Below are 18,030 nucleotides of genomic sequence, written 5' to 3' on the forward strand. Positions count from 1 at the left end.
AGGACGGAGCTGACGGTCGGTGAGACGCCGGGTGTTCCCGGAGTCTCGGGCCCCGGTGTCTGCCTCGGGCTGAATTCGGTGGGGCCGGGTGAGGGGCCTGTCATTCTTCTCGTATGACTGCCGAGGTGCCGCAGAGTCTGCCCGATGGTCGGCCCATCCCCCGGTTGACCGGTGCGGAGCGGCCCATGCTGGAGAGTTGGCTGGCCTATCACCGGGCCACGCTGGAGCTGAAGTGCGCGGGGCTGGACGACGGGCAGGTGCGGCGGGCGGCGGCGGAGCCGTCCGAACTGACGCTGCTCGGGCTGGTCCAGCATCTCGCCGAGGTCGAACGGAACTGGTTCCAGCGGGTGTTCGCGCGGCTCGACGTGCCCCCGGTCTTCGAGGAGGAGACCGGATACGCCCTCGACGCCCGGCGGGGGCTGGACGAGGCGCTGACCGTGTGGCGGCACGAGATCGCGCGCGGCCGTGAGCTGACCGCCGGGCGCTCGCTCGACGACACCGGACGGATCGCCGACGGCGCGCTGACCGGTGTCGAGGTCAGCCTGCGCTGGATCCTCATCCATCTGATCGAGGAGTACGCCCGGCACAACGGCCACGCCGACATTCTCCGGGAGCGTATCGACGGGGTGACCGGCACCTGAATTCAAGGTATTCCGGTAGTTATCTCGCCGGAATTTCCATGGAATCACGCCGGATAGCTTTCCCGAGTTCTCCTGCCCGCTTTCCCCCTCGCTAAACGCAGGGATTTTCGGGCCGATCGCACGCACGTGATCCATTCCACAGGCCGGGCGTTATGTACCTTATGTGCGGTGCAAAACCGTACATATCCTCACCCTGTCCCGCCTGCCACACAGCATCGCCACCACCTCTCCATGCGTTATTGAATTTCGCTCGGTAAGTTCCATCCGCATGACTGCCGCACAAGCAGACCTGCGTATCGACCTCCCTTCGGTGGCGGACGGAGCCGCCATCTGGCGTATCGCCAAGGAATCCGGAACGCTCGATCTGAACTCCTCCTACAGCTATCTGCTGTGGTGCCGCGACTTCGCCGGCACCTCGGCGGTGGCGCGCACGGAGGGCGGCGAACCGGTCGGATTCGTCACCGGGTACGTACGGCCGGACGCCCCGCACACCCTGCTGGTCTGGCAGGTGGCCGTCGACGCCGCGCACCGCGGCCGCGGTCTGGCCGCCGCGCTGCTGGACGGGCTGACCGCGCGGCTCGCCGCCGACCGTCCGCTCACCACCGTCGAGACCACCATCACTCCGGGCAACACCGCCTCCGAGCGGCTGTTCACCTCGTACGCCGCCCGGCACGGGGCGGCCGTCACCCGGGAGGTCCTGTTCGGTGCGGGGCTGTTCCCGGACGGCCCGCACGACCCCGAAGTCCTGTACCGCATCGGCCCGTTGACGACCCCTTCGAGTTGAGGAGCGATCCCCGTGACCATCACCCAGCCCGACCTCAGCGTCTTCGAGACCCTCGAATCCGAGGTGCGCAGCTACTGCCGCGCCTGGCCCGCCGTCTTCGACCGCGCGCAGGGCAGCCTCATGTACGACGAGGACGGCCACCGCCACCTCGACTTCTTCTCCGGTGCCGGATCACTCAACTACGGCCACAACAACCCCGTACTGAAACGGGCGCTGATCGACTATCTGCTGCGCGACGGCGTCACCCACGGGCTCGACATGTCGACCGTCGCCAAGCGGGCGTTCCTGCGGACCTTCCAGGACCTGGTGCTGCGGCCGCGCGATCTGCCGTACAAGGTCATGTTCCCGGGGCCGACCGGGACCAACGCGGTGGAGGCCGCGCTGAAGCTGGCCCGGAAGGTCAAGGGGCGCGAGGCGATCGTGTCCTTCACCAACGCCTTCCACGGCATGTCCCTCGGCTCGCTCGCCGTCACCGGCAACGCCTTCAAGCGGGCCGGCGCCGGCATCCCGCTCGTCCACGGCACGCCCATGCCGTTCGACAACTACTTCGACGGCACGGTCCCGGACTTCCTGTGGTTCGAGCGGCTCCTGGAGGACCAGGGGTCCGGGCTCAACAAGCCGGCCGCGGTGATCGTGGAGACCGTGCAGGGCGAGGGCGGGATCAACGTGGCCCGGCCCGAATGGCTGCGCGCCCTCAAGGAGTTGTGCGAACGGCAGGACATGCTGCTGATCGTCGACGACATCCAGATGGGCTGCGGCCGCACCGGCGCGTTCTTCTCCTTCGAGGAGGCCGGGATCGTCCCCGACATCGTCACCGTGTCCAAGTCCATCAGCGGCTACGGACTGCCCATGTCCCTGTGCCTGTTCCGGCCGGAGCTGGACGTGTGGGAGCCGGGCGAGCACAACGGCACCTTCCGGGGCAACAACCCCGCGTTCGTCACCGCCACGGCCGCGTTGGAGGCGTACTGGACGGACGGGTCGGCGATGGAGAAGCAGACCCGGGCGCGCGGCGAGCAGATCGAGGAGGGGCTGATCTCGATCACCGAGGAGAACCTCGCCGATGTGAAGGAGTACCGCGGGCGGGGGCTGGTGTGGGGCCTGGAGTTCCACGACAAGGAGCGGGCCGGGCGGGTCGCCCGCCGGGCCTTCGACCTCGGGCTGCTGATCGAGACGTCCGGCCCGCAGGGCGAGGTCGTCAAGCTGCTGCCGGCCCTGACCGTCACCCCCGAGGAGCTGGACGAGGGCCTGAGCGTCCTCGCCCGTGCCGTCCGCGAGACCGTCTGACAGAAAGGGGCGCCATGATCGTCCGTTCGTTCAAGGACATCGAGGGCACCGACCGCCATGTGCGGGCCGCGTCCGGCACCTGGGAGAGCAAGCGGATCGTGCTCGCCCGGGAGCGGGTGGGGTTCTCCCTGCACGAAACGATTCTGTACGCCGGCACCGAGACGTCGATGTGGTACGCGAACCACATCGAGGCCGTGGTCTGTGTCGAGGGAGCCGCCGATCTCACCGACCACGAGACCGGGAGGACGTACCCAGTCACTCCCGGGACCATGTACCTCCTCGACGGGCACGAGCGGCACACCCTGCGCGTCCTGGAGGACTTCCGCTGCCTCTGCGTGTTCAACCCCCCGGTGACCGGGCGGGAGGACCACGACGAGAACGGCGTCTACCCCCTGCTCACCGAACCCGAGGAGGTGTGACCGTCATGACCACCACCGTCACCGATCTCTATCCCACCCGCGGCACCACCGAGGTGTCCGTCCCCCGCCGGGACCCCGTCGTCTGGGGCTCGCCCAGCACCCCGGGCCCGATACCGCTGGACGGTCTCCAGGCGTACGAGCGCGACGGCTTCCTCACCGTCGACCAGCTGATCAGCGACGACGAGGTCACCGTCTGCCGGCGCGAACTGGAGCGGCTGGTCGCCGACCCGCAGGTCCGGGCCGACCCGCGGTCGATCGTGGAGCCGCGCTCCCAGGAGATCCGGTCCGTGTTCGAGGTGCACAAACTCAGTCCGGTCTTCGCGGCGCTGGTGCGCGACGAGCGGGTCGTCGGGCGGGCCCGGCAGATCCTCGGCTCGGACGTGTACGTCCACCAGTCGCGGATCAACGTCAAGCCGGGCTTCGGGGCCGGGGGCTTCTACTGGCACTCCGACTTCGAGACCTGGCACGCGGAGGACGGGCTGCCGGCCATGCGGACGGTGTCCGTGTCGATCGCGCTGACCGAGAACCGCGACACCAACGGCGGCCTGATGATCATGCCGGGCTCGCACCGGACGTTCCTCGGCTGCGCCGGGGCCACGCCGGAGGACAACTACAAGAAGTCGCTCCAGATGCAGGACGCGGGCACGCCGTCGGACGCGGCGCTGACCGAGCTGGCCGGCGAGTACGGCATCCGGCTGTTCACCGGCCGGGCCGGGTCGGCGACCTGGTTCGACTGCAACTGCATGCACGGCTCCGGGGACAACATCACACCGTTCCCGCGCAGCAACGTCTTCATCGTGTTCAACAGCGTGGAGAACACGGCGGTGGAGCCGTTCGCGGCGCCGGTGCGGCGGCCGGAGTTCATCGGCGCGCGGGACTTCACGCCGGTGCGCTGAGCGGCGTCACCTTCACAGCCACGCCAGCGCGGCGGTGCGCTCCAGGACGTCGCGTACGGTCCCGGCGTCGCCCGTGCCCACGCACGGTACCTCGCCGGGGTCGTACCGGCCGCCGGCCAGGAGGCAGAAGTCGACCGGGTCCAGGACGAGTTCGGCGCGCACGGGGTCGGCGTCGGAGCCGAGGAGCCACTCGCCGACATCGGTGACGGCGAACCGGACGGGCGCCGCCGCGGGTCCCAGGGCGGCGCCGAGAACGCGTACGGCCAGCCTGACCAGCCGCGCCAGATGGGCGGCGGGCGGTGGCGGGACGCGTACGCCGAGGGCGCGGCCGATGTCGTCTGTGTGGATCCAGGTCTCGAAGGCCCGGACGGCGAAGTGGTCGGCGACCGGCAGCCGCAGCCCCATCAGCTCCACGGCCCGCGCGGCCCGTTCGGGATCCCGGGCCTCGGGTGTGGCGAGCAGCGCGGCCGACTGCGTCTCCCAGGAATCCAGGGTCCGCTCGGGCGACCGGCGGCGCTCGTGCCGGATGACGTCGGCCGTGCGCCGGTTCCACACCTCCTCCCAGCCCGCGCCCTCCTCGGCCGCCGAGGCCGGCACCCGCGCGTCGAGACCGAGCGCGAGGGCCAGCTGCTCATCGGCCGCGACGAGATGCGCCAGCGTCGCGTGCACGTCCCAGTCGTGCACGACCGGCACACCCCACCGCCCGTACACCTCGGGCAGCAGCGCCCCGAGCGCGGCGACGGCCCCGGCGTAGGGCGCGGCATGGGGGGCGACCGGGGTGGCGGCGGGGCGGGGCCGCCGCTGGGGGTGACGGTCCTGGAACAGGGCGGCGAGGGGGTCGAGGAGGTCGCCGTCGGACCACCCCGGCTCGGCGTGGCCGGCCGGCTCGGCGTGCTCGTCGTGCTCGGCGGGCTCGGCCTCCTCGGCCGACGGGTCGTCCAGGAGGCGTACGACGTCGCGCAGTCGTTCCGCCTCCGCCGTGCACTCCGGGCAGCCGGTGAGGTGGTGCGTCACCGTGGCCGCCTCGCCGGGGGTCACCGCGTCCAGGGCCCAGGCGGCCAGGAGGTCCCGTAGGGAGTCGTGTTCGGGTGTCACCGTGTGCTGCCTCCTCTCATCGCCATCATGCGCCCGTCTCGCCCGGGAGATCCGGTGGGTCGGCCAAAGATTCGGCCAAGGCACGCAGGGCGCTGCGCAGCCGGGTCTTGGCGGTGCCCTCGGGGATGCCGAGTTCCGCGGCGGCCTGCCGGTAGGTGCGGCCCGCGAAGTAGGCGAGGTGCACCACCTCCCGCTGCCGCTCGGGGAGTTCGGCCAGCGCGGTGCGCAGCAGCAGGGAGCGTTCGCGGTCGACGACCGTCTCGTCGGGGCCGGGCGCCGGGTCCGGGACGGTGCGCAGGGCGCTGTCGTCGGCACGGGTGGCCTTGCGGTGCCGCGCCTCGCCGCGCACCCAGTCCACGGCCCGCCGGTGGGCGAGCATCGACAGCCAGGTACGCAGGGTGCCCCGGCCCGCGTCGAAGGCGTACGGCCTGCTCCACAGGTGGGCGAAAACCTCCTGGGCGACGTCCTCGGCGGCGGCCGGGCTGCGGGTGACGCGCAGGGCGACCCTGCGCACCAGAGCGCCGTACGCGGTGTAGGCCTCGGCCAGCGCGGACCCGTCCCCGTAGACCAGCCGCCGGTGCAGCTCCGCGTCCGTGGCCGGGCCCGTGCCTGCGCCCGTACCCGTGTCGCCCGTGCCCGTGCCCGTGTCCGGGCTCGCGTCCGTGTCCGTGGAATCCACCGGCACCACCACCCCTGATGCCTTCCTAGCGTCCCGGGACCGTCGGCGCCAGCGGTTCTCACTTCATGAGCGCGTCCAGCAGACGGTCCACGTCGGCGGCGGTGTTGTAGAGGTGGAAGGAGGCGCGCAGGTTGCCTGCGCGGTCGGAGACCTCGATGCCCGCCGCGCTCAACTCGGGCTGCAGGCGGCCGAGTCCGGGGACGGAGACGATCGCGGAACCGGGGGCGGCCACCGCCTCGTGACCGAGGGCGGCGAGTCCCTCGCGGAAGCGGTCGGCGAGGCTCACGTCGTGGGCGCGTACGGCGTCCACGCCCAGTTCCTCGACGAGTTCGAGGGAGCGGCGCAGTCCGGCGTAGGTGAAGAGGGCGTGGGTGAGGTCGAACCGCCGGGCGGAGTGGGCGAGTTCGGTCACGGGGCCGTAGCAGCTGTCCCAGGGCCGCTCGCCGGCGACCCAGCCGGCCAGCACCGGCGTGAGCCCGCCGAAGTCCTCCGGGACGACGAGGAAGGCCGCCCCGTGCGGGCCGAGCAGCCACTTGAAGCAGACCGTGGCGGTGTAGTCGTAGGCGTCGGCGTCCATCGGCAGCCAGCCGGCGGCCTGCGAGAAGTCGACGTAGGTACGGGCGCCGTGCTCGCGGGCCGCCTCCCGCAGCGCGGTCAGGTCGGCGAGCCGCCCGTCGGCGGACTGCGCCGCGCTGACCGCGACGAGCGCGGTGCCGGGGCGGACGGACTCGGGGATCCGCTCCAGGGGCACGGCACGCACCTTGAGGTCGCCGCGGATGTGGAACGGGGTCAGGACGGAGGTGAAGTCGTCCTCGGCGGTGAGGACCTCGGCGCCCGCGGGCAGCGAGGCGGCGATCACCCCGGTGTGGGCGGCGACCGAGACCCCGGCCGCCACCCGGTCGGCCGGCACCCCGGCCAGCCGGGCGAAGGAGGCACGGGCCTCCTCCACGTCGGCGTACAGCGGCGTCAGCGGCCGGCCCTCGGCCCGCAGCCGCACGGCCTCGTGCAGGGCCGCCACGGCGCGGGCCGGCAGCAGGCCGTTGCTCGCGGTGTTGAGGAAGGTGTTCTTCGGGGCGAACTCGGCTCGGACGAGGCTCTCGAACGTCTCCATGGATCCACTGTGCGGCCGGGAGAAGTCGACGTCCATCGCCGATTTCTGCGCGATGTCCCTAAGAAGCGCTTATACGTCGCCCGTGACCTGCGGTTCTCAGTGCTGGGGCACCGCGCAGCCGTCCGGGCCGCAGGCCTGCGCGCCGCCGTCGTCGATCAGCTTCAGCGGGGAGCGGTCGCCCCAGGCCTGGGTGAGCGCCTGCGCGAAGACCTCGGCGGGCTGGGCGCCGGAGACGCCGTAGGCGCGGTCGAGGACGAAGAAGGGGACGCCGTTCGCGCCGAGCTGGGCGGCCTCGCGCTCGTCGGCGCGGACGTCGTCGGCGTACGCGGTGGGGTCGGCGAGCACCGCGCGGGCGGCGTCGGCGTCCAGGCCGGCCTCGACGGCCAGCTCCACGAGCCGCTCGTCGCCCTCTGCGAAGAGGGAGCGCTCCTCGGCGAAGTTCGCCCGGTAGAGGATCTGGATCAGCTCGTCCTGCCTGCCGTGCTCCTTGGCGAGGTGCAGCAGACGGTGCAGGTCGAAGGTGTTGCCGTGGTCGCGGTCGCGGGTGCGGTAGTCGAGGCCCTCGGCGGCGGCCTGCGCGCCCAGGTTCTCCTCGCCGGCCTGGGCCTGCGCTTCGCTCATGCCGTACTTCTTGGTGAGCATCGTGAGCACGGGCTGGACGTCGCCCTTGGCGCGGCCGGGGTCCAGCTCGAACGACCGGTGCACGACCTCGACCTGGTCACGGTGCGGGAAGGCCTCGAGCGCCTTCTCGAAGCGGGCCTTGCCCACGTAGCACCAGGGGCAGGCGATGTCGCTCCAGATCTCGACGCGCATGTCTCGGCTCTCTCCAGCTCGTACGGGTACGGAGACGTCCTCCGGCTGGTGTGTGAACCTTCAACCGGTCGGGTTCATTCCCCGCGCGCGAGCGCGTTCCCCGGGCACGCGTTCAGTCCGTGCCCACGGCGAACCGCAGGAAGAGATGGTGGTCGCCCTCGGCGGGCGGGTGCTCCGGGTCCGGGACCCAGCCCTGCCGGGCGTAGAAGGCCTGGGCGCGCCGGTTGTCGATGTGCACGTCGAGGACGGCGGCGCGGCGCCGGTCCGCCCGCCACTGCTCCACGCACGCGGCGTGCAGGGCCCTGCCGATGCCGCTGCGCCAGTGGTCCGGGTCGACATGGAACTGGAACAGCTTGATCGTTTCCGCTCCCGCCCCCTCCGGCACCCGGAAGGAGGCGATGCCGGCGATCCGGCCCTGCCGGACGGCACACAGCACCTGCCCGTCGGGCCGCGCGATCGCCGCGCTCCAGACGGCGGCCCAGTCGGTGCCGTCCTGCGGGAGCCCGTCCGGGTAGTACGTCGCCCGGGCCCGGGCGTGCAGCGCGACGACCGCCCCCGTCTCGGCGGGTACGACGGTACGGATGACAGGGCCTGCGGCGGGTCGTTCTGCGATCACGCAACGAAGGACGTGCCGGCCGCGGATCCGGTTCCGGCCGGTCCGGTTCCGGCCATGCCGGTCAGCTACCGTCGCGCAGGTCGTCCGGCCAGCTGTCCCGGAACTCGATGTGGTCGTACGTCACCACACAGCCCTCCCCCATCGGCGACTGGGTCATGAAGCCGACCAGGGCGGCGTCGGTCTCCTTCTCCTCGCCCAGCGTGAACAGCCGGACGAAGGTCCAGCGCCGGCCGTCGCGGGAGGCGTGGAAGGCGAAGGCACGGCCCGTGCGGCTGACCCGCAGCCAGACCGAACTCCCCTCCACGGTGAAGGAGTTGGCGTCGTCGGAGTGTCCCCGGGTGACCACCGTGCAGACGGTGGGCACGTCCGGGGAGTACTCCAGGCAGAGCTTGGCCCAGAGGCGTTCACCGACATGGACGTACAGCACCCCCGCGTCGAAGGCGAAGTTGAAGCCGACGGTGACCCGGGCGATCAGCTGGAAGTCGCCCTCGGGCGCCCCCAGCAGCCGCGGCGCGTCCCCGGCGGGCTCCAGCGCTTCCCCGGTGGGCGGCACGAACCGGTCCTGCCGGGGCCCGGCCCACCCGGTGAGCACACCGTCCTCGTAGGACCAGTGCCCGTCGGGTCCGTAGGTACGGAGCGAGAAGGGCAGTTCGGGAAGTTCGACATCCATGGCGGAATTATCCAGGGAAGCATGCCCGCCGGTCCGGGGGCGCGGGGCTGTATCGATATGCGGCTCCGCCGCGTGGGCGCGACGGGCCACGCCGAAGCCGCGCCCCTCGGACCCACCCGCACCCCAGTGGCCCTACCGCTCCACCCGCGCCCCTGTGGCCCTACCGCTCGAGCTGTCCGTTGAACCGTCGCGGCAGCCCCAGCTCGTTCTCGTCCCGGAGCTCCACCGGCAGCAGCGCGACCGGGGCGTTCTGGTAGACGACCGGCCGCAGCCACCGCTCGATGGCCGTCCCGCCGACGGAGGTCGAGGTCGAGGTCGTGGCCGGGTACGGGCCGCCGTGGTGCTGGGCCGGCGCGACGGCGACACCCGTCGGCCACCCGTTCACCAGGACGCGCCCGGCCAGCGGGGTCAGCTCGGCGAGGATCTCCCCGCCCCGCCCCTGACCGGCGGCCTCCGCCTCGGACAGCTGGACCGTCGCCGTGAGGTTCCCCGGCAGCCGCGACAGCACGGCCCCGACCTCGGCGTCGTCCTCGTAGCGCGCCACGACGGTGACGGGTCCGAAGCACTCCTCGAGCAGCAGATCGTGCTCTCCGGCGGCGGCCAGCCGGCCCGCCGGCACGGTCAGGAAGCCCGGGCTGACGGTGTGCTCGCCGCCCGCGCCGGGCGTGACCGGCGACTGCACGTCGGGCAGCTGCGCGCGCTCGGCGACCCCGGCGATGAAGTTGTCCCGCATACGGTGGTCGAGCAGGACGCCCGCGTCCGTGTCGCTGACCGCGTCCGTGAGCGACTTGACCAGCCCGTCACCGGCCGCGCCGGACGGTACGAGGACCAGGCCCGGCTTCACACAGAACTGGCCGACGCCCAGCGTCATGGACCCGGCGAGCCCGGTGCCGATGGCCTCCGCGCGCTCGGCGGCGGCGGCCTCGGTCACCACGACCGGGTTCAGGGATCCCAGCTCGCCGTGGAACGGGATCGGCACCGGACGGGCCGCCGCCGCGTCGAACAGCGCGCGTCCGCCCCGGATGGAGCCGGTGAAGCCGGCCGCGGCCACCACCGGATGCCTGATCAGCTCGACGCCGGCCTCGAAGCCGTGCACCAGGCCCAGCACGTCCTGCGGGATGCCGTGCTCGGCGGCGGCCGTGCGCAGCACCTTGGCGACCAGCTCGGACAGAGCCGGGTGGTCGGGGTGGGCCTTGACGACGACCGGGTTGCCGGCCGCCAGCGCGCTCGCGGTGTCGCCGCCGGCGACGGAGAAGGCGAAGGGGAAGTTGGACGCCGAGTAGACGGCGACGACGCCCAGCGGCACCTTGTAGCGGCGCAGGTCCGGGATCGGCGGGGTGGCGGTGTCGTCGGGGTGGTTGATCACCACGTCGAGGAAGGCGCCCTCGTCGACGATGTCGGCGAACGCCCGCAGCTGGTAGCAGGTGCGGGCGAGTTCGCCGTTCAGCCGGACCGGGCCGAGCGCGGTCTCGGCGTCGGCGACCTCGACCAGCTGGTCCTTGGCCCCTTCGAGACGGCTCGCGGCGGTGCGCAGGAAGGCGGCGCGGACGGTGCGGTCGGCGAGGGAGCCGCGCGTGGCGTGCGCGGCACGGACGACGGTGTCCACCTCCTGGGCCGTGGCCTCCACCGCAACCTGTTCCCGCTGCTTCCCGGTTCGGGGGTCGACACTCCAGACTGGTGCTGCTGCCACCGCAGGTCCCTCCGCGTGCTGTGCATCAGGGTCGTTCGATATACTGAACGTTGTCTCTGATGGTGAATGTGCTGGAGACTATTTCCCGTCGAACGAAGGGGTCAAGGGCGATGTCGGCTGGCGAGACGGGGGGCGGGGCGCAGGTCAAGTCCGCGGTGCGGACGGTTGAGCTGCTCGAATACTTCGCCGGCCGCCCCGGTATGCACTCCCTCGCGTCGGTCCAGGAGGCCGTCGGATATCCCAAGTCCAGCCTCTACATGCTGCTGCGCACCCTGGTGGAGCTGGGCTGGGTGGAGACGGACGCGACGGGCACGCGGTACGGCATCGGCGTACGGGCGCTGCTCGTCGGCACGTCCTACATCGACGGCGACGAGGTGGTCGCGGCCGCCCGCCCCACGCTGGACCGGCTGTCGGACGACACCACCGAGACCATCCACCTGGCCCGGCTCGACGGCACGAACGTCGTCTACCTCGCCACCCGCCAGTCCCAGCATTATCTGCGCCCCTTCACCCGGGTCGGCCGCCGGCTGCCCGCGCACTCCACCTCCCTGGGCAAGGCGCTGCTGAGCACGCACAGCGACGAGCAGGTCCGCAAGATGCTCCCGGAGACGCTCCCGGCGCTCACCGAGCACACGATCACCGACCGGGAGAAGCTCATCGAGGAGCTGCACCAGGTGCGCGAGCAGGGCTTCGCGGTGGACCGCGAGGAGAACACCCTGGGCCTGCGCTGCTTCGGCGTGGCGATCCCGTACCGCACCCCGGCCCGGGACGCGATCAGCTGCTCGGTGCCGGTGGCCCGGCTGACGCCCGCGCACGAGCAGATGGTGAAGGACGCGCTGTTCGACGCGCGCGACCGGCTGACGCTGGCCACGCGTCGGCTCTGACCCGGTCGGCTCCGGCCCGGGGGACGTAGGCTCTGGGGCATGCAGATCGCCCTGCGCCGCGTGCACGACAGTGATCTGCCGGTGTTCTACCGGCAGATGAACGACCCTGAGGCCCTCCTGATGGCCGCGTTCACCCCGAAGGACCCGGCCGACCGGGACGCCTTCGACGCCCACTGGGAGCGGATCCGCGCCTCGTCCGCCGTGCTGCGCACGGTCCTGGCCGACGGGGACGTCGTGGGCAGCGCGGCGGTGTACGGGGAGCCGGGCGAGCGCGAGGTGACGTACTGGATCGACCGGGCGTACTGGGGTCGGGGCATCGCCACGGCCGCGCTGCGGGCGCTGCTCACCGAGGTCCCGGAGCGCCCGCTGTACGCCCGGGCCGCGGCCGACAACACCGGCTCCCTCCGGGTCCTGGAGAAGTGCGGCTTCCGCCCCACCGCCCTGGCCGCCGGGTACGCGAACGCGCGCGCGGCGGAGATCGAGGAGGTCGTGCTGCGGCTGGAGACCTGAACCGGTCCCAGATGAGCGCACGATGAGAAAACCGGGCGGATGGGAACGATTCGCTTCGGTCCGTTCGTCTTCCTGATCGCAATGAACAAGACGATCAGGCGCGCCTCGGTCTTCGCGCTGCTGCTGGTGTTCGCCCTGCTGATCCGGGCGACCTGGGTGCAGTTCTACGAGGGTCAGGCGCTCGCGGACGACAAGGACAACCGGCGCACCGCGATCGAGACGTACGCGGCACCGCTCGGGAACATCATCGTGGCCGGAAAGGCGGTCACCGGCTCGGCCGCCACGTCGAACGGCGACCTCAGATACAAGCGCACGTACACCGACGGCGAGCTGTACGCGGCGGTGACGGGCTACGCCTCGCAGAGCTACGCCCCGACGCAGCTGGAGGGCATCTACCAGAGTCTGCTCAACGGCACGGACACGCGACTGAAGACCGTGATGGACACGGTCACCGACAAACGCGCCGACCCCGGTGACGTGATCACGACGATCGATCCGGACGTGCAGAAGGCGGCGTACGACGCGCTGGGCGACAAGAAGGGCGCGGCGGTCGCGATCGACCCGGCGACCGGCAGGATCCTCGCGATCGTGTCGACCCCGTCGTACGACCCGTCGGCGCTGACCGACGCCAACACCGCCGGGGCGGCCTGGAAGAAGCTGAACGCGGACTCCGACAAGCCGCTCACCAACCGGGCGCTGCGCCAGCCGCTGGCGCCGGGTTCGACGTTCAAGCTGGTGGTGGCCGCGGCCGCGCTGGAGGACGGGCTGTACACGTCGGTGGACGAGAAGACGGACAGCGAGGACCCGTACACGCTGCCGGGCACCCGGACCGTCCTGAAGAACGAGAACACGTCGGCGCCCTGCGAGAACGCCACGATCCGGGTGGCGCTCCAGTACTCCTGCAACAACGTCTTCGCGCACCTGGCGGTCCAGCTCGGGCAGGACAAGCTGAAGGCGATGGCCGAGAAGTTCGGCTTCAACGACGAGAGCCTGGACGTGCCGGTGCGGGCGTACGCGAGCGTGTACCCCTCCGGCATGGACGAGTCGTCGACCGCCCTGACCGGCATCGGCCAGTTCGACGTGACCGCGACCCCGCTCCAGATGGCGATGGTGTCGGCCGCGATCGCCAACGGCGGTGAGCTGGTCTCGCCGCACATGGTCTCCCAGATCACCGACGGCGGCGGTGACGTGCTGAAGGACTACGACGACGAGGCGTCCACCTCGCGGATCATCAGCTCGTCCACCGCCGAGCAGCTCCGGTCGGCGATGCAGACCGTCGTGGAGCAGGGCACGGGCACGAACGCGCGGATCGCCGGCGTCACCGTGGGCGGCAAGACGGGCACGGCCCAGAACGGCGAGAACAACAGCAAGGCGCCGTACGCCTGGTTCACGTCGTACGGGACGTCGGACTCCACCGGCAAGGAGGTCGCCGTGGCGGTGGTCGTCGAGCAGTCGGACGCGGCACGGTCCGAGGTCAGCGGAAACGGTCTTGCGGCCCCAGTGGCCAAGGCAATGATGGAAGCAGCGCTGAAGTAACCCACCCAGGGGCGCGGGGAACTGCGCGACCAGCCACAACGAACCGGCACTGGCCGCGCAGCGAACCCTCACTTCACCCCGAGCACCTGCTCGATCGGGTCGATCGCGAAGTAGACCAGGAACAGCGCCGACGCCGTCCACAGCAGCCAGTGGACCTCCTTGGCCTTGCCGAGGACCGCCTTGATCACGACGTAGGCGACGAAGCCCGCGCCGATGCCGTTGGTGATCGAGTACGTGAACGGCATCACGGCGATGGTGAGGAACGCCGGGATGGCGATCTCGTACTTGTCCCAGTCGATGTTCTTGACCTGCGTCATCATCAGGAAGCCGACGGCGACCAGGGCCGGGGCGGCCGCCTGGAGCGGGACGATCGTGAGGACCGGCGTCAGGAACAGGGCGAGCGCGAACAGACCGCCGGTGACCAGGTTGGAGAAGCCGGTGCGCGAGCCCTCGCCGACACCGGCCGCGGACTCGATGTAGGAGGTCGCGGAGGAGGACGAGGCCGCACCGCCCGCGACCGCCGCCGCACCGTCGATGAGCAGCACCCGGCCGAGGTTCGGGACCTTGCCCTCCTCGTCGAGCAGCCCGGCCTCCGCGCTGATGCCGACGACCGTGCCCATGGTGTCGAAGAAGTCCGACAGGACCAGCGTGAAGACCAGCAGGACGACGGTGATGACCCCGACGCCGGGCGCGCCGAAGGCACCGAACAGGCTGAAGTGACCGATCAGCCCGAAGTCCGGGGTGTCGACGATCTTGTCGGGCCAGGACGGCGTGGTCAGGCCCCAGGACTTGATGTCGGCGATCGAGTTGATGACGATCGCGAGCACGGTCATGGTCACGATGCTGATCAGGATGGCGCCCTTGACCTTGCGGGCGAGCAGTCCGACGGTCAGCAGCACACCGAGACAGAAGACGAGGATCGGCCAGCCGGAGAGGGTGCCGGTGCCGCCGAGCTGGACGGGAACCGTGGTGCCCGCCGCGTCCGGGATCCGGCTGACGAAGCCGGCGTCGACGAAGCCGATGAACGCGATGAACAGGCCGATGCCGACACTGATCGCCTGCTTGAGCGGCTGCGGGATGGCGTGCATGACGGCCTCGCGCAGCCCGGTCACCACCAGCACGCAGATCAGCAGGCCCTCGAGGACGACGAGGCCCATCGCGTCGTCCCAGCTCATCAGCGGGGCGATCTGGAAGGCGACGACCGCGTTCAGGCCGAGGCCGGCGGCGAGCGCGAGCGGCAGGTTGCCGCCGACGCCCATGATGATCGTCATCACGGCGGCCACCAGGGCGGTGGCGGTGGTGAGTTGGACGAAGTCGAGCGAGTGGCCGTACTTGTCCTTCGCGCTGCCGAGGATGATGGGATTCAGGACAAGGATGTAGGCCATCGTGAAGAACGTGGCGAGGCCGCCGCGTATCTCCCGGCCGAAGGTGGAGCCCCGTTCGGAGATCCTGAAGAACCGGTCGACGCTGTTCACCGCCGGTGGCGGTGCGCTCGCGCGGTCGGCCGCCTGCTTCGTTTCGGACATGACGTGTCGCTCCTTGCTGCCTGCTGATCGGTGTGCGGATGCTGGCTGGATTGTTCCTGTGTTGAACCGTCTTCAGGTTTTCGCCGTGTTACGGAATCGGGCTCGCCCCCTGGTCGGCCCGCCACACGGTGTTCGAACCCCCGTACCAATCCGGGTGATAGAGCACTGCTACGCTTCCGGATCTCGTCCCGACCTCTCCCCGGGACATCCCCATGTCATTCACATGACACGCACAGCCGGCTCCCCCGCCGGTGCCGAAAGCCGCACCGAGAAGAGGTCACCCGTGGGCACAGTCGTCGACGACGCCGCCTCCGTGGAATTTCATGCCTTCTTCGACCGCCACTACGCCGAACTGGCCCGTCTCGCCCATCTGCTGACCGGCGAGGCCGATGCCGCCGACGACCTGGCGGCGGACGCCCTGCTGGCGCTGTGGAACCGCTGGGACCGGGTGCGCGCGGCCGACCATCCGGTGGCGTACGCGCGAGGCGTCGTCGCCAACCTGGCCCGCACCCGCATCCGCAGCGCCGTCCGTGAACGGCGCAGGATCGCCCTGTTCTGGTCGCAGCGCGAGGAGAAGACGGAGAACCCCGACGTGGCGGGCGTGGTGGACGTCCAGTCGGCACTGCGTAGACTCCCCTTCCGCAAACGGGCCTGCGTGGTGCTCCGGCACGCCTTCGACCTCTCGGAGAAGGACACCGCGCTCGCCCTGGGGATCTCGGTGGGTACGGTGAAGAGCCAGACCTCCAAGGGAATGGCCGAGTTGCAGAAGCTGCTCGGTGCCAAGGGAGCCCCGCTGAAGGTGCACGCGATGGCTCGCACCGGCGAGGCCTCGGGAAGGAATCGATGACCATGCAGCGGGACGTGCACGACGAACTGCGCGCCCGGCTGCACGAGGCGGCCGAGGCGTACGAACCCGACCGGGCGCGCATCCTGGCGCGGGTCGAGCGCGGCATGGCGGGCGGCGTGGCGGGGCAGCGGCAGGACCGGCGCGCCCACCGGGCGACCCGCCCGCTCGTGTGGGGCTGGGCGCGGATCGTGGGCGCGACCGCCGCGGTCGCGAGCATGCTCGCGATCGGCGGCTACGCGGTGGCCTCCGCGGTGAAGGACGACACCCCGTCGCCGCAGACGGTCGCCGTCTCCTCCCCGCCGGTGGAGTCCCCGGACGCGACGAGCCGTCCCCCGGCCTCGCCGAAGGCAACGCCGACGTCCGGCGGCGGCAGCGGCGAGAAGCCGGCGAAGCCGAGCAGTTCCCCGACGCCCAGCACCTCGTCGGCGCCCTCCACGCCGGCCGTCACCCTGCTGCCGGGCGACACCGATGACGACGACGGGCCGCTCTGGTCCGACGGCTCGGTGGATCCGCACAGCAACGACTTCTGGGCACAGAGCAACGTCACGCTGAAGGCGAAGCAGGAGATCACCGCGCTCACCGTGCAGCTGAGGATCGCCCAGACCGGCGGGGTGTCCTCGGCCGGTGCCTGGCGCTCCCTGCCCGAGGACGACTTCACGCTCACCGTCACCGAGCAGGACGGGCTGGTGGTCTACACCTGGGTGCTCAAGGAGGGCCGTACGGTCCCCGCGGGCGAGTGGGTGTTCGCCGGGCAGTACGACCACGACCGCGGCGGCCGGGACGCGGCGGGCGACAGCTATGTGATCACGGGCGAGTCGGACGGCAAGGCCCGCTCCCTGGGCGGCGGCTTCACCGGCCACGACACGGACGACGGCGACTCGTAGCCCGGCCGTGAGGTCGCGCAGTGCCGCGAAGAATCTTCCGAAACAGCTGAAACAGCGGCAACCCTTTCCCCGGCCGGTGGCGACCACAAGGCGCAAGAGTCACCACCCACTTGAGGAATCGGCACATGACTGCGTCAGCACAGCCGCCCGTCCGTCACCGCCGCAGGGTCACCCGTCGGCGGGCGCTGATCGCGGGCTCCACCGCCCTCGGCATCACCGGCGCGGCGATCGTCACCACGACGCTGCTGTCGTCGGCGGGCGCGGCGTCCGTCTGGCCGACGGCGAGCGGCAACAAGGCCGTCACCTCGACGATCAAGGTGTCGGGCACCTACGACGGCAAGCTGAAGAAGTTCTACGGCCAGGGTGAGCTGGGCGGCAGCGGCCAGGACGAGGGCCAGGACCCGATCTTCGAGCTGGCCGACGGTGCCGTCCTGAAGAACGTGATCATCGGTACGCCGGGCGCGGACGGCGTCCACTGCAAGGGCTCCTGCACGCTCCAGAACGTGTGGTGGCTGGACGTCGGCGAGGACGCGGCGAGCTTCAAGGGCAAGTCGTCGTCGGCCGTCTACAAGGTGATCGGCGGTGGCGCGAAGAACGGCTCCGACAAGGTGCTCCAGTTCAACGGCGCCGGAAAGCTGGTCGTGACCGGCTTCCGGGTGGAGAACTCCGGCAAGCTGGTGCGCTCCTGCGGCAATTGCAAGACGCAGTACAAGCGCACGATCGTGCTGAGCGACATCGACCTCGTGGCGCCGCTGAAGGTGATCGCCGGTGTCAACGCCAACTTCGGCAACACCGTCACGATGTCAAAGATCCGCATCCAGGGCGACCCGAAGAAGAAGGTCAAGACCTGCGTGCGCTTCAAGGGCAACAACACCGGCAAGGAGCCCACCGAGCTCGGCACCGGCGCGGACGGAACCACCTGCAAGTTCTCGTCCTCCGACATCACATACAAGTAGCCGGCGCCGCCGCCACCGGCCTCAGCCCCTCTCCCGCCCGCAGAACGCCCCCGCCGTTACTCACCGGCGGGGGCGTTTCGCTGGGCCGGTACGGCTAGGACCTGTCCGGCCGATCATGCCGCAGACGCGGGGTGTGGCACGCCCTCCCCCAGAGGGGGTACCCCCAGCGGCGTTGTCGTCGGTTGCCGA

At 71.0% G+C, this 18,030-nt stretch carries 19 protein-coding genes; 11 read left to right on the top strand and 8 right to left on the bottom strand.

All coding sequences use genetic code 11. The features are described 5' to 3' along the window. Window positions 1-113 precede the first annotated feature (113 nt). The 5 genes from ACZ6D7_RS38000 (at window position 114) to thpD (ending at window position 4,024) form a co-directional block, all read left to right on the top strand. Entirely contained in the window at window positions 114-641 is a 528-nt protein-coding gene (locus ACZ6D7_RS38000) for a DinB family protein (RefSeq protein WP_469500881.1), read from the top strand. Window positions 642-909: 268 nt separating this feature from the next. Further along, on the top strand, window positions 910-1,425 hold the full coding sequence (ectA, locus tag ACZ6D7_RS38005) for a diaminobutyrate acetyltransferase (protein ID WP_469500883.1): 516 nt from the start codon (window positions 910-912) through the stop codon (window positions 1,423-1,425). Window positions 1,426-1,437: 12 nt separating this feature from the next. Beyond that, window positions 1,438-2,709: a diaminobutyrate--2-oxoglutarate transaminase gene (ectB, locus tag ACZ6D7_RS38010; protein ID WP_469500884.1), complete on the top strand. Its 1,272-nt coding sequence runs from the start codon at window positions 1,438-1,440 to the stop codon at window positions 2,707-2,709. Between the two features lie 14 nt (window positions 2,710-2,723). After that, the gene (locus ACZ6D7_RS38015; RefSeq protein ID WP_469500885.1) at window positions 2,724-3,128 is read left to right on the top strand and encodes an ectoine synthase; all 405 of its coding nucleotides are present in this window, start codon (window positions 2,724-2,726) and stop codon (window positions 3,126-3,128) included. Window positions 3,129-3,133: 5 nt separating this feature from the next. Further along, window positions 3,134-4,024, top strand: coding sequence for an ectoine hydroxylase (thpD, locus tag ACZ6D7_RS38020; protein WP_469500887.1), 891 nt, complete (start codon window positions 3,134-3,136; stop codon window positions 4,022-4,024). A 12-nt stretch (window positions 4,025-4,036) separates the two neighbouring features. Here the strand turns inward: thpD and ACZ6D7_RS38025 are convergent, their stop codons facing one another. From ACZ6D7_RS38025 to ACZ6D7_RS38055, 7 genes are all read right to left on the bottom strand, one after another. After that, window positions 4,037-5,119: a maleylpyruvate isomerase family mycothiol-dependent enzyme gene (locus ACZ6D7_RS38025; RefSeq protein WP_469500889.1), complete on the bottom strand. Its 1,083-nt coding sequence runs from the start codon at window positions 5,117-5,119 to the stop codon at window positions 4,037-4,039. Window positions 5,120-5,144: 25 nt separating this feature from the next. After that, window positions 5,145-5,702 carry an RNA polymerase sigma factor gene (locus tag ACZ6D7_RS38030; protein WP_469500914.1) on the bottom strand — a complete coding sequence of 186 codons (558 nt, stop codon included), beginning with the start codon at window positions 5,700-5,702 and terminating at the stop codon, window positions 5,145-5,147. 154 nt (window positions 5,703-5,856) lie between these two features. Further along, window positions 5,857-6,909: an aminotransferase class V-fold PLP-dependent enzyme gene (locus ACZ6D7_RS38035; protein WP_469500890.1), complete on the bottom strand. Its 1,053-nt coding sequence runs from the start codon at window positions 6,907-6,909 to the stop codon at window positions 5,857-5,859. Window positions 6,910-7,005: 96 nt separating this feature from the next. After that, window positions 7,006-7,722 carry a DsbA family oxidoreductase gene (locus tag ACZ6D7_RS38040; protein WP_469500892.1) on the bottom strand — a complete coding sequence of 239 codons (717 nt, stop codon included), beginning with the start codon at window positions 7,720-7,722 and terminating at the stop codon, window positions 7,006-7,008. A 112-nt stretch (window positions 7,723-7,834) separates the two neighbouring features. After that, on the bottom strand, window positions 7,835-8,338 hold the full coding sequence (locus ACZ6D7_RS38045; protein ID WP_469500894.1) for a GNAT family N-acetyltransferase: 504 nt from the start codon (window positions 8,336-8,338) through the stop codon (window positions 7,835-7,837). 61 nt (window positions 8,339-8,399) lie between these two features. Continuing rightward, on the bottom strand, window positions 8,400-9,008 hold the full coding sequence (locus ACZ6D7_RS38050; RefSeq protein WP_469500896.1) for a DUF1349 domain-containing protein: 609 nt from the start codon (window positions 9,006-9,008) through the stop codon (window positions 8,400-8,402). A 160-nt stretch (window positions 9,009-9,168) separates the two neighbouring features. Further along, complete coding sequence (locus ACZ6D7_RS38055) at window positions 9,169-10,698, bottom strand: aldehyde dehydrogenase (NADP(+)) (protein ID WP_469500898.1); 1,530 nt, start codon at window positions 10,696-10,698, stop codon at window positions 9,169-9,171. Between the two features lie 110 nt (window positions 10,699-10,808). On the opposite strand from ACZ6D7_RS38055, the gene ACZ6D7_RS38060 reads away from it, so the two are divergent. The 3 genes from ACZ6D7_RS38060 (at window position 10,809) to ACZ6D7_RS38070 (ending at window position 13,628) form a co-directional block, all read left to right on the top strand. Continuing rightward, complete coding sequence (locus tag ACZ6D7_RS38060; protein ID WP_469500899.1) at window positions 10,809-11,582, top strand: IclR family transcriptional regulator; 774 nt, start codon at window positions 10,809-10,811, stop codon at window positions 11,580-11,582. A gap of 39 nt (window positions 11,583-11,621) precedes the next feature. Continuing rightward, the gene (locus tag ACZ6D7_RS38065; RefSeq protein WP_469500902.1) at window positions 11,622-12,092 is read left to right on the top strand and encodes a GNAT family N-acetyltransferase; all 471 of its coding nucleotides are present in this window, start codon (window positions 11,622-11,624) and stop codon (window positions 12,090-12,092) included. A gap of 81 nt (window positions 12,093-12,173) precedes the next feature. Further along, window positions 12,174-13,628 (top strand): peptidoglycan D,D-transpeptidase FtsI family protein, encoded by a 1,455-nt coding sequence (locus tag ACZ6D7_RS38070; RefSeq protein WP_469500915.1) that lies wholly within the window; start codon window positions 12,174-12,176, stop codon window positions 13,626-13,628. A gap of 68 nt (window positions 13,629-13,696) precedes the next feature. On the opposite strand, the gene ACZ6D7_RS38075 is transcribed toward ACZ6D7_RS38070, so the two are convergent. Then, the gene (locus ACZ6D7_RS38075) at window positions 13,697-15,154 is read right to left on the bottom strand and encodes an NCS2 family permease (RefSeq protein WP_469500903.1); all 1,458 of its coding nucleotides are present in this window, start codon (window positions 15,152-15,154) and stop codon (window positions 13,697-13,699) included. A gap of 283 nt (window positions 15,155-15,437) precedes the next feature. Between ACZ6D7_RS38075 and ACZ6D7_RS38080 the strand changes: the two genes are divergently transcribed. The 3 genes from ACZ6D7_RS38080 (at window position 15,438) to ACZ6D7_RS38090 (ending at window position 17,841) form a co-directional block, all read left to right on the top strand. Further along, complete coding sequence (locus ACZ6D7_RS38080; protein WP_469500905.1) at window positions 15,438-16,001, top strand: SigE family RNA polymerase sigma factor; 564 nt, start codon at window positions 15,438-15,440, stop codon at window positions 15,999-16,001. Further along, the gene (locus ACZ6D7_RS38085) at window positions 15,998-16,885 is read left to right on the top strand and encodes a hypothetical protein (protein WP_469500907.1); all 888 of its coding nucleotides are present in this window, start codon (window positions 15,998-16,000) and stop codon (window positions 16,883-16,885) included. The genes ACZ6D7_RS38080 and ACZ6D7_RS38085 overlap by 4 nt, the downstream gene beginning before the upstream one ends. Before the next feature lie 125 nt (window positions 16,886-17,010). Continuing rightward, window positions 17,011-17,841, top strand: coding sequence for a pectate lyase (locus tag ACZ6D7_RS38090; protein WP_469500908.1), 831 nt, complete (start codon window positions 17,011-17,013; stop codon window positions 17,839-17,841). The last annotated feature ends 189 nt before the right edge of the window (window positions 17,842-18,030 follow it).

The sequence above is a fragment of the Streptomyces sp. NPDC041784 genome (assembly GCF_055591025.1).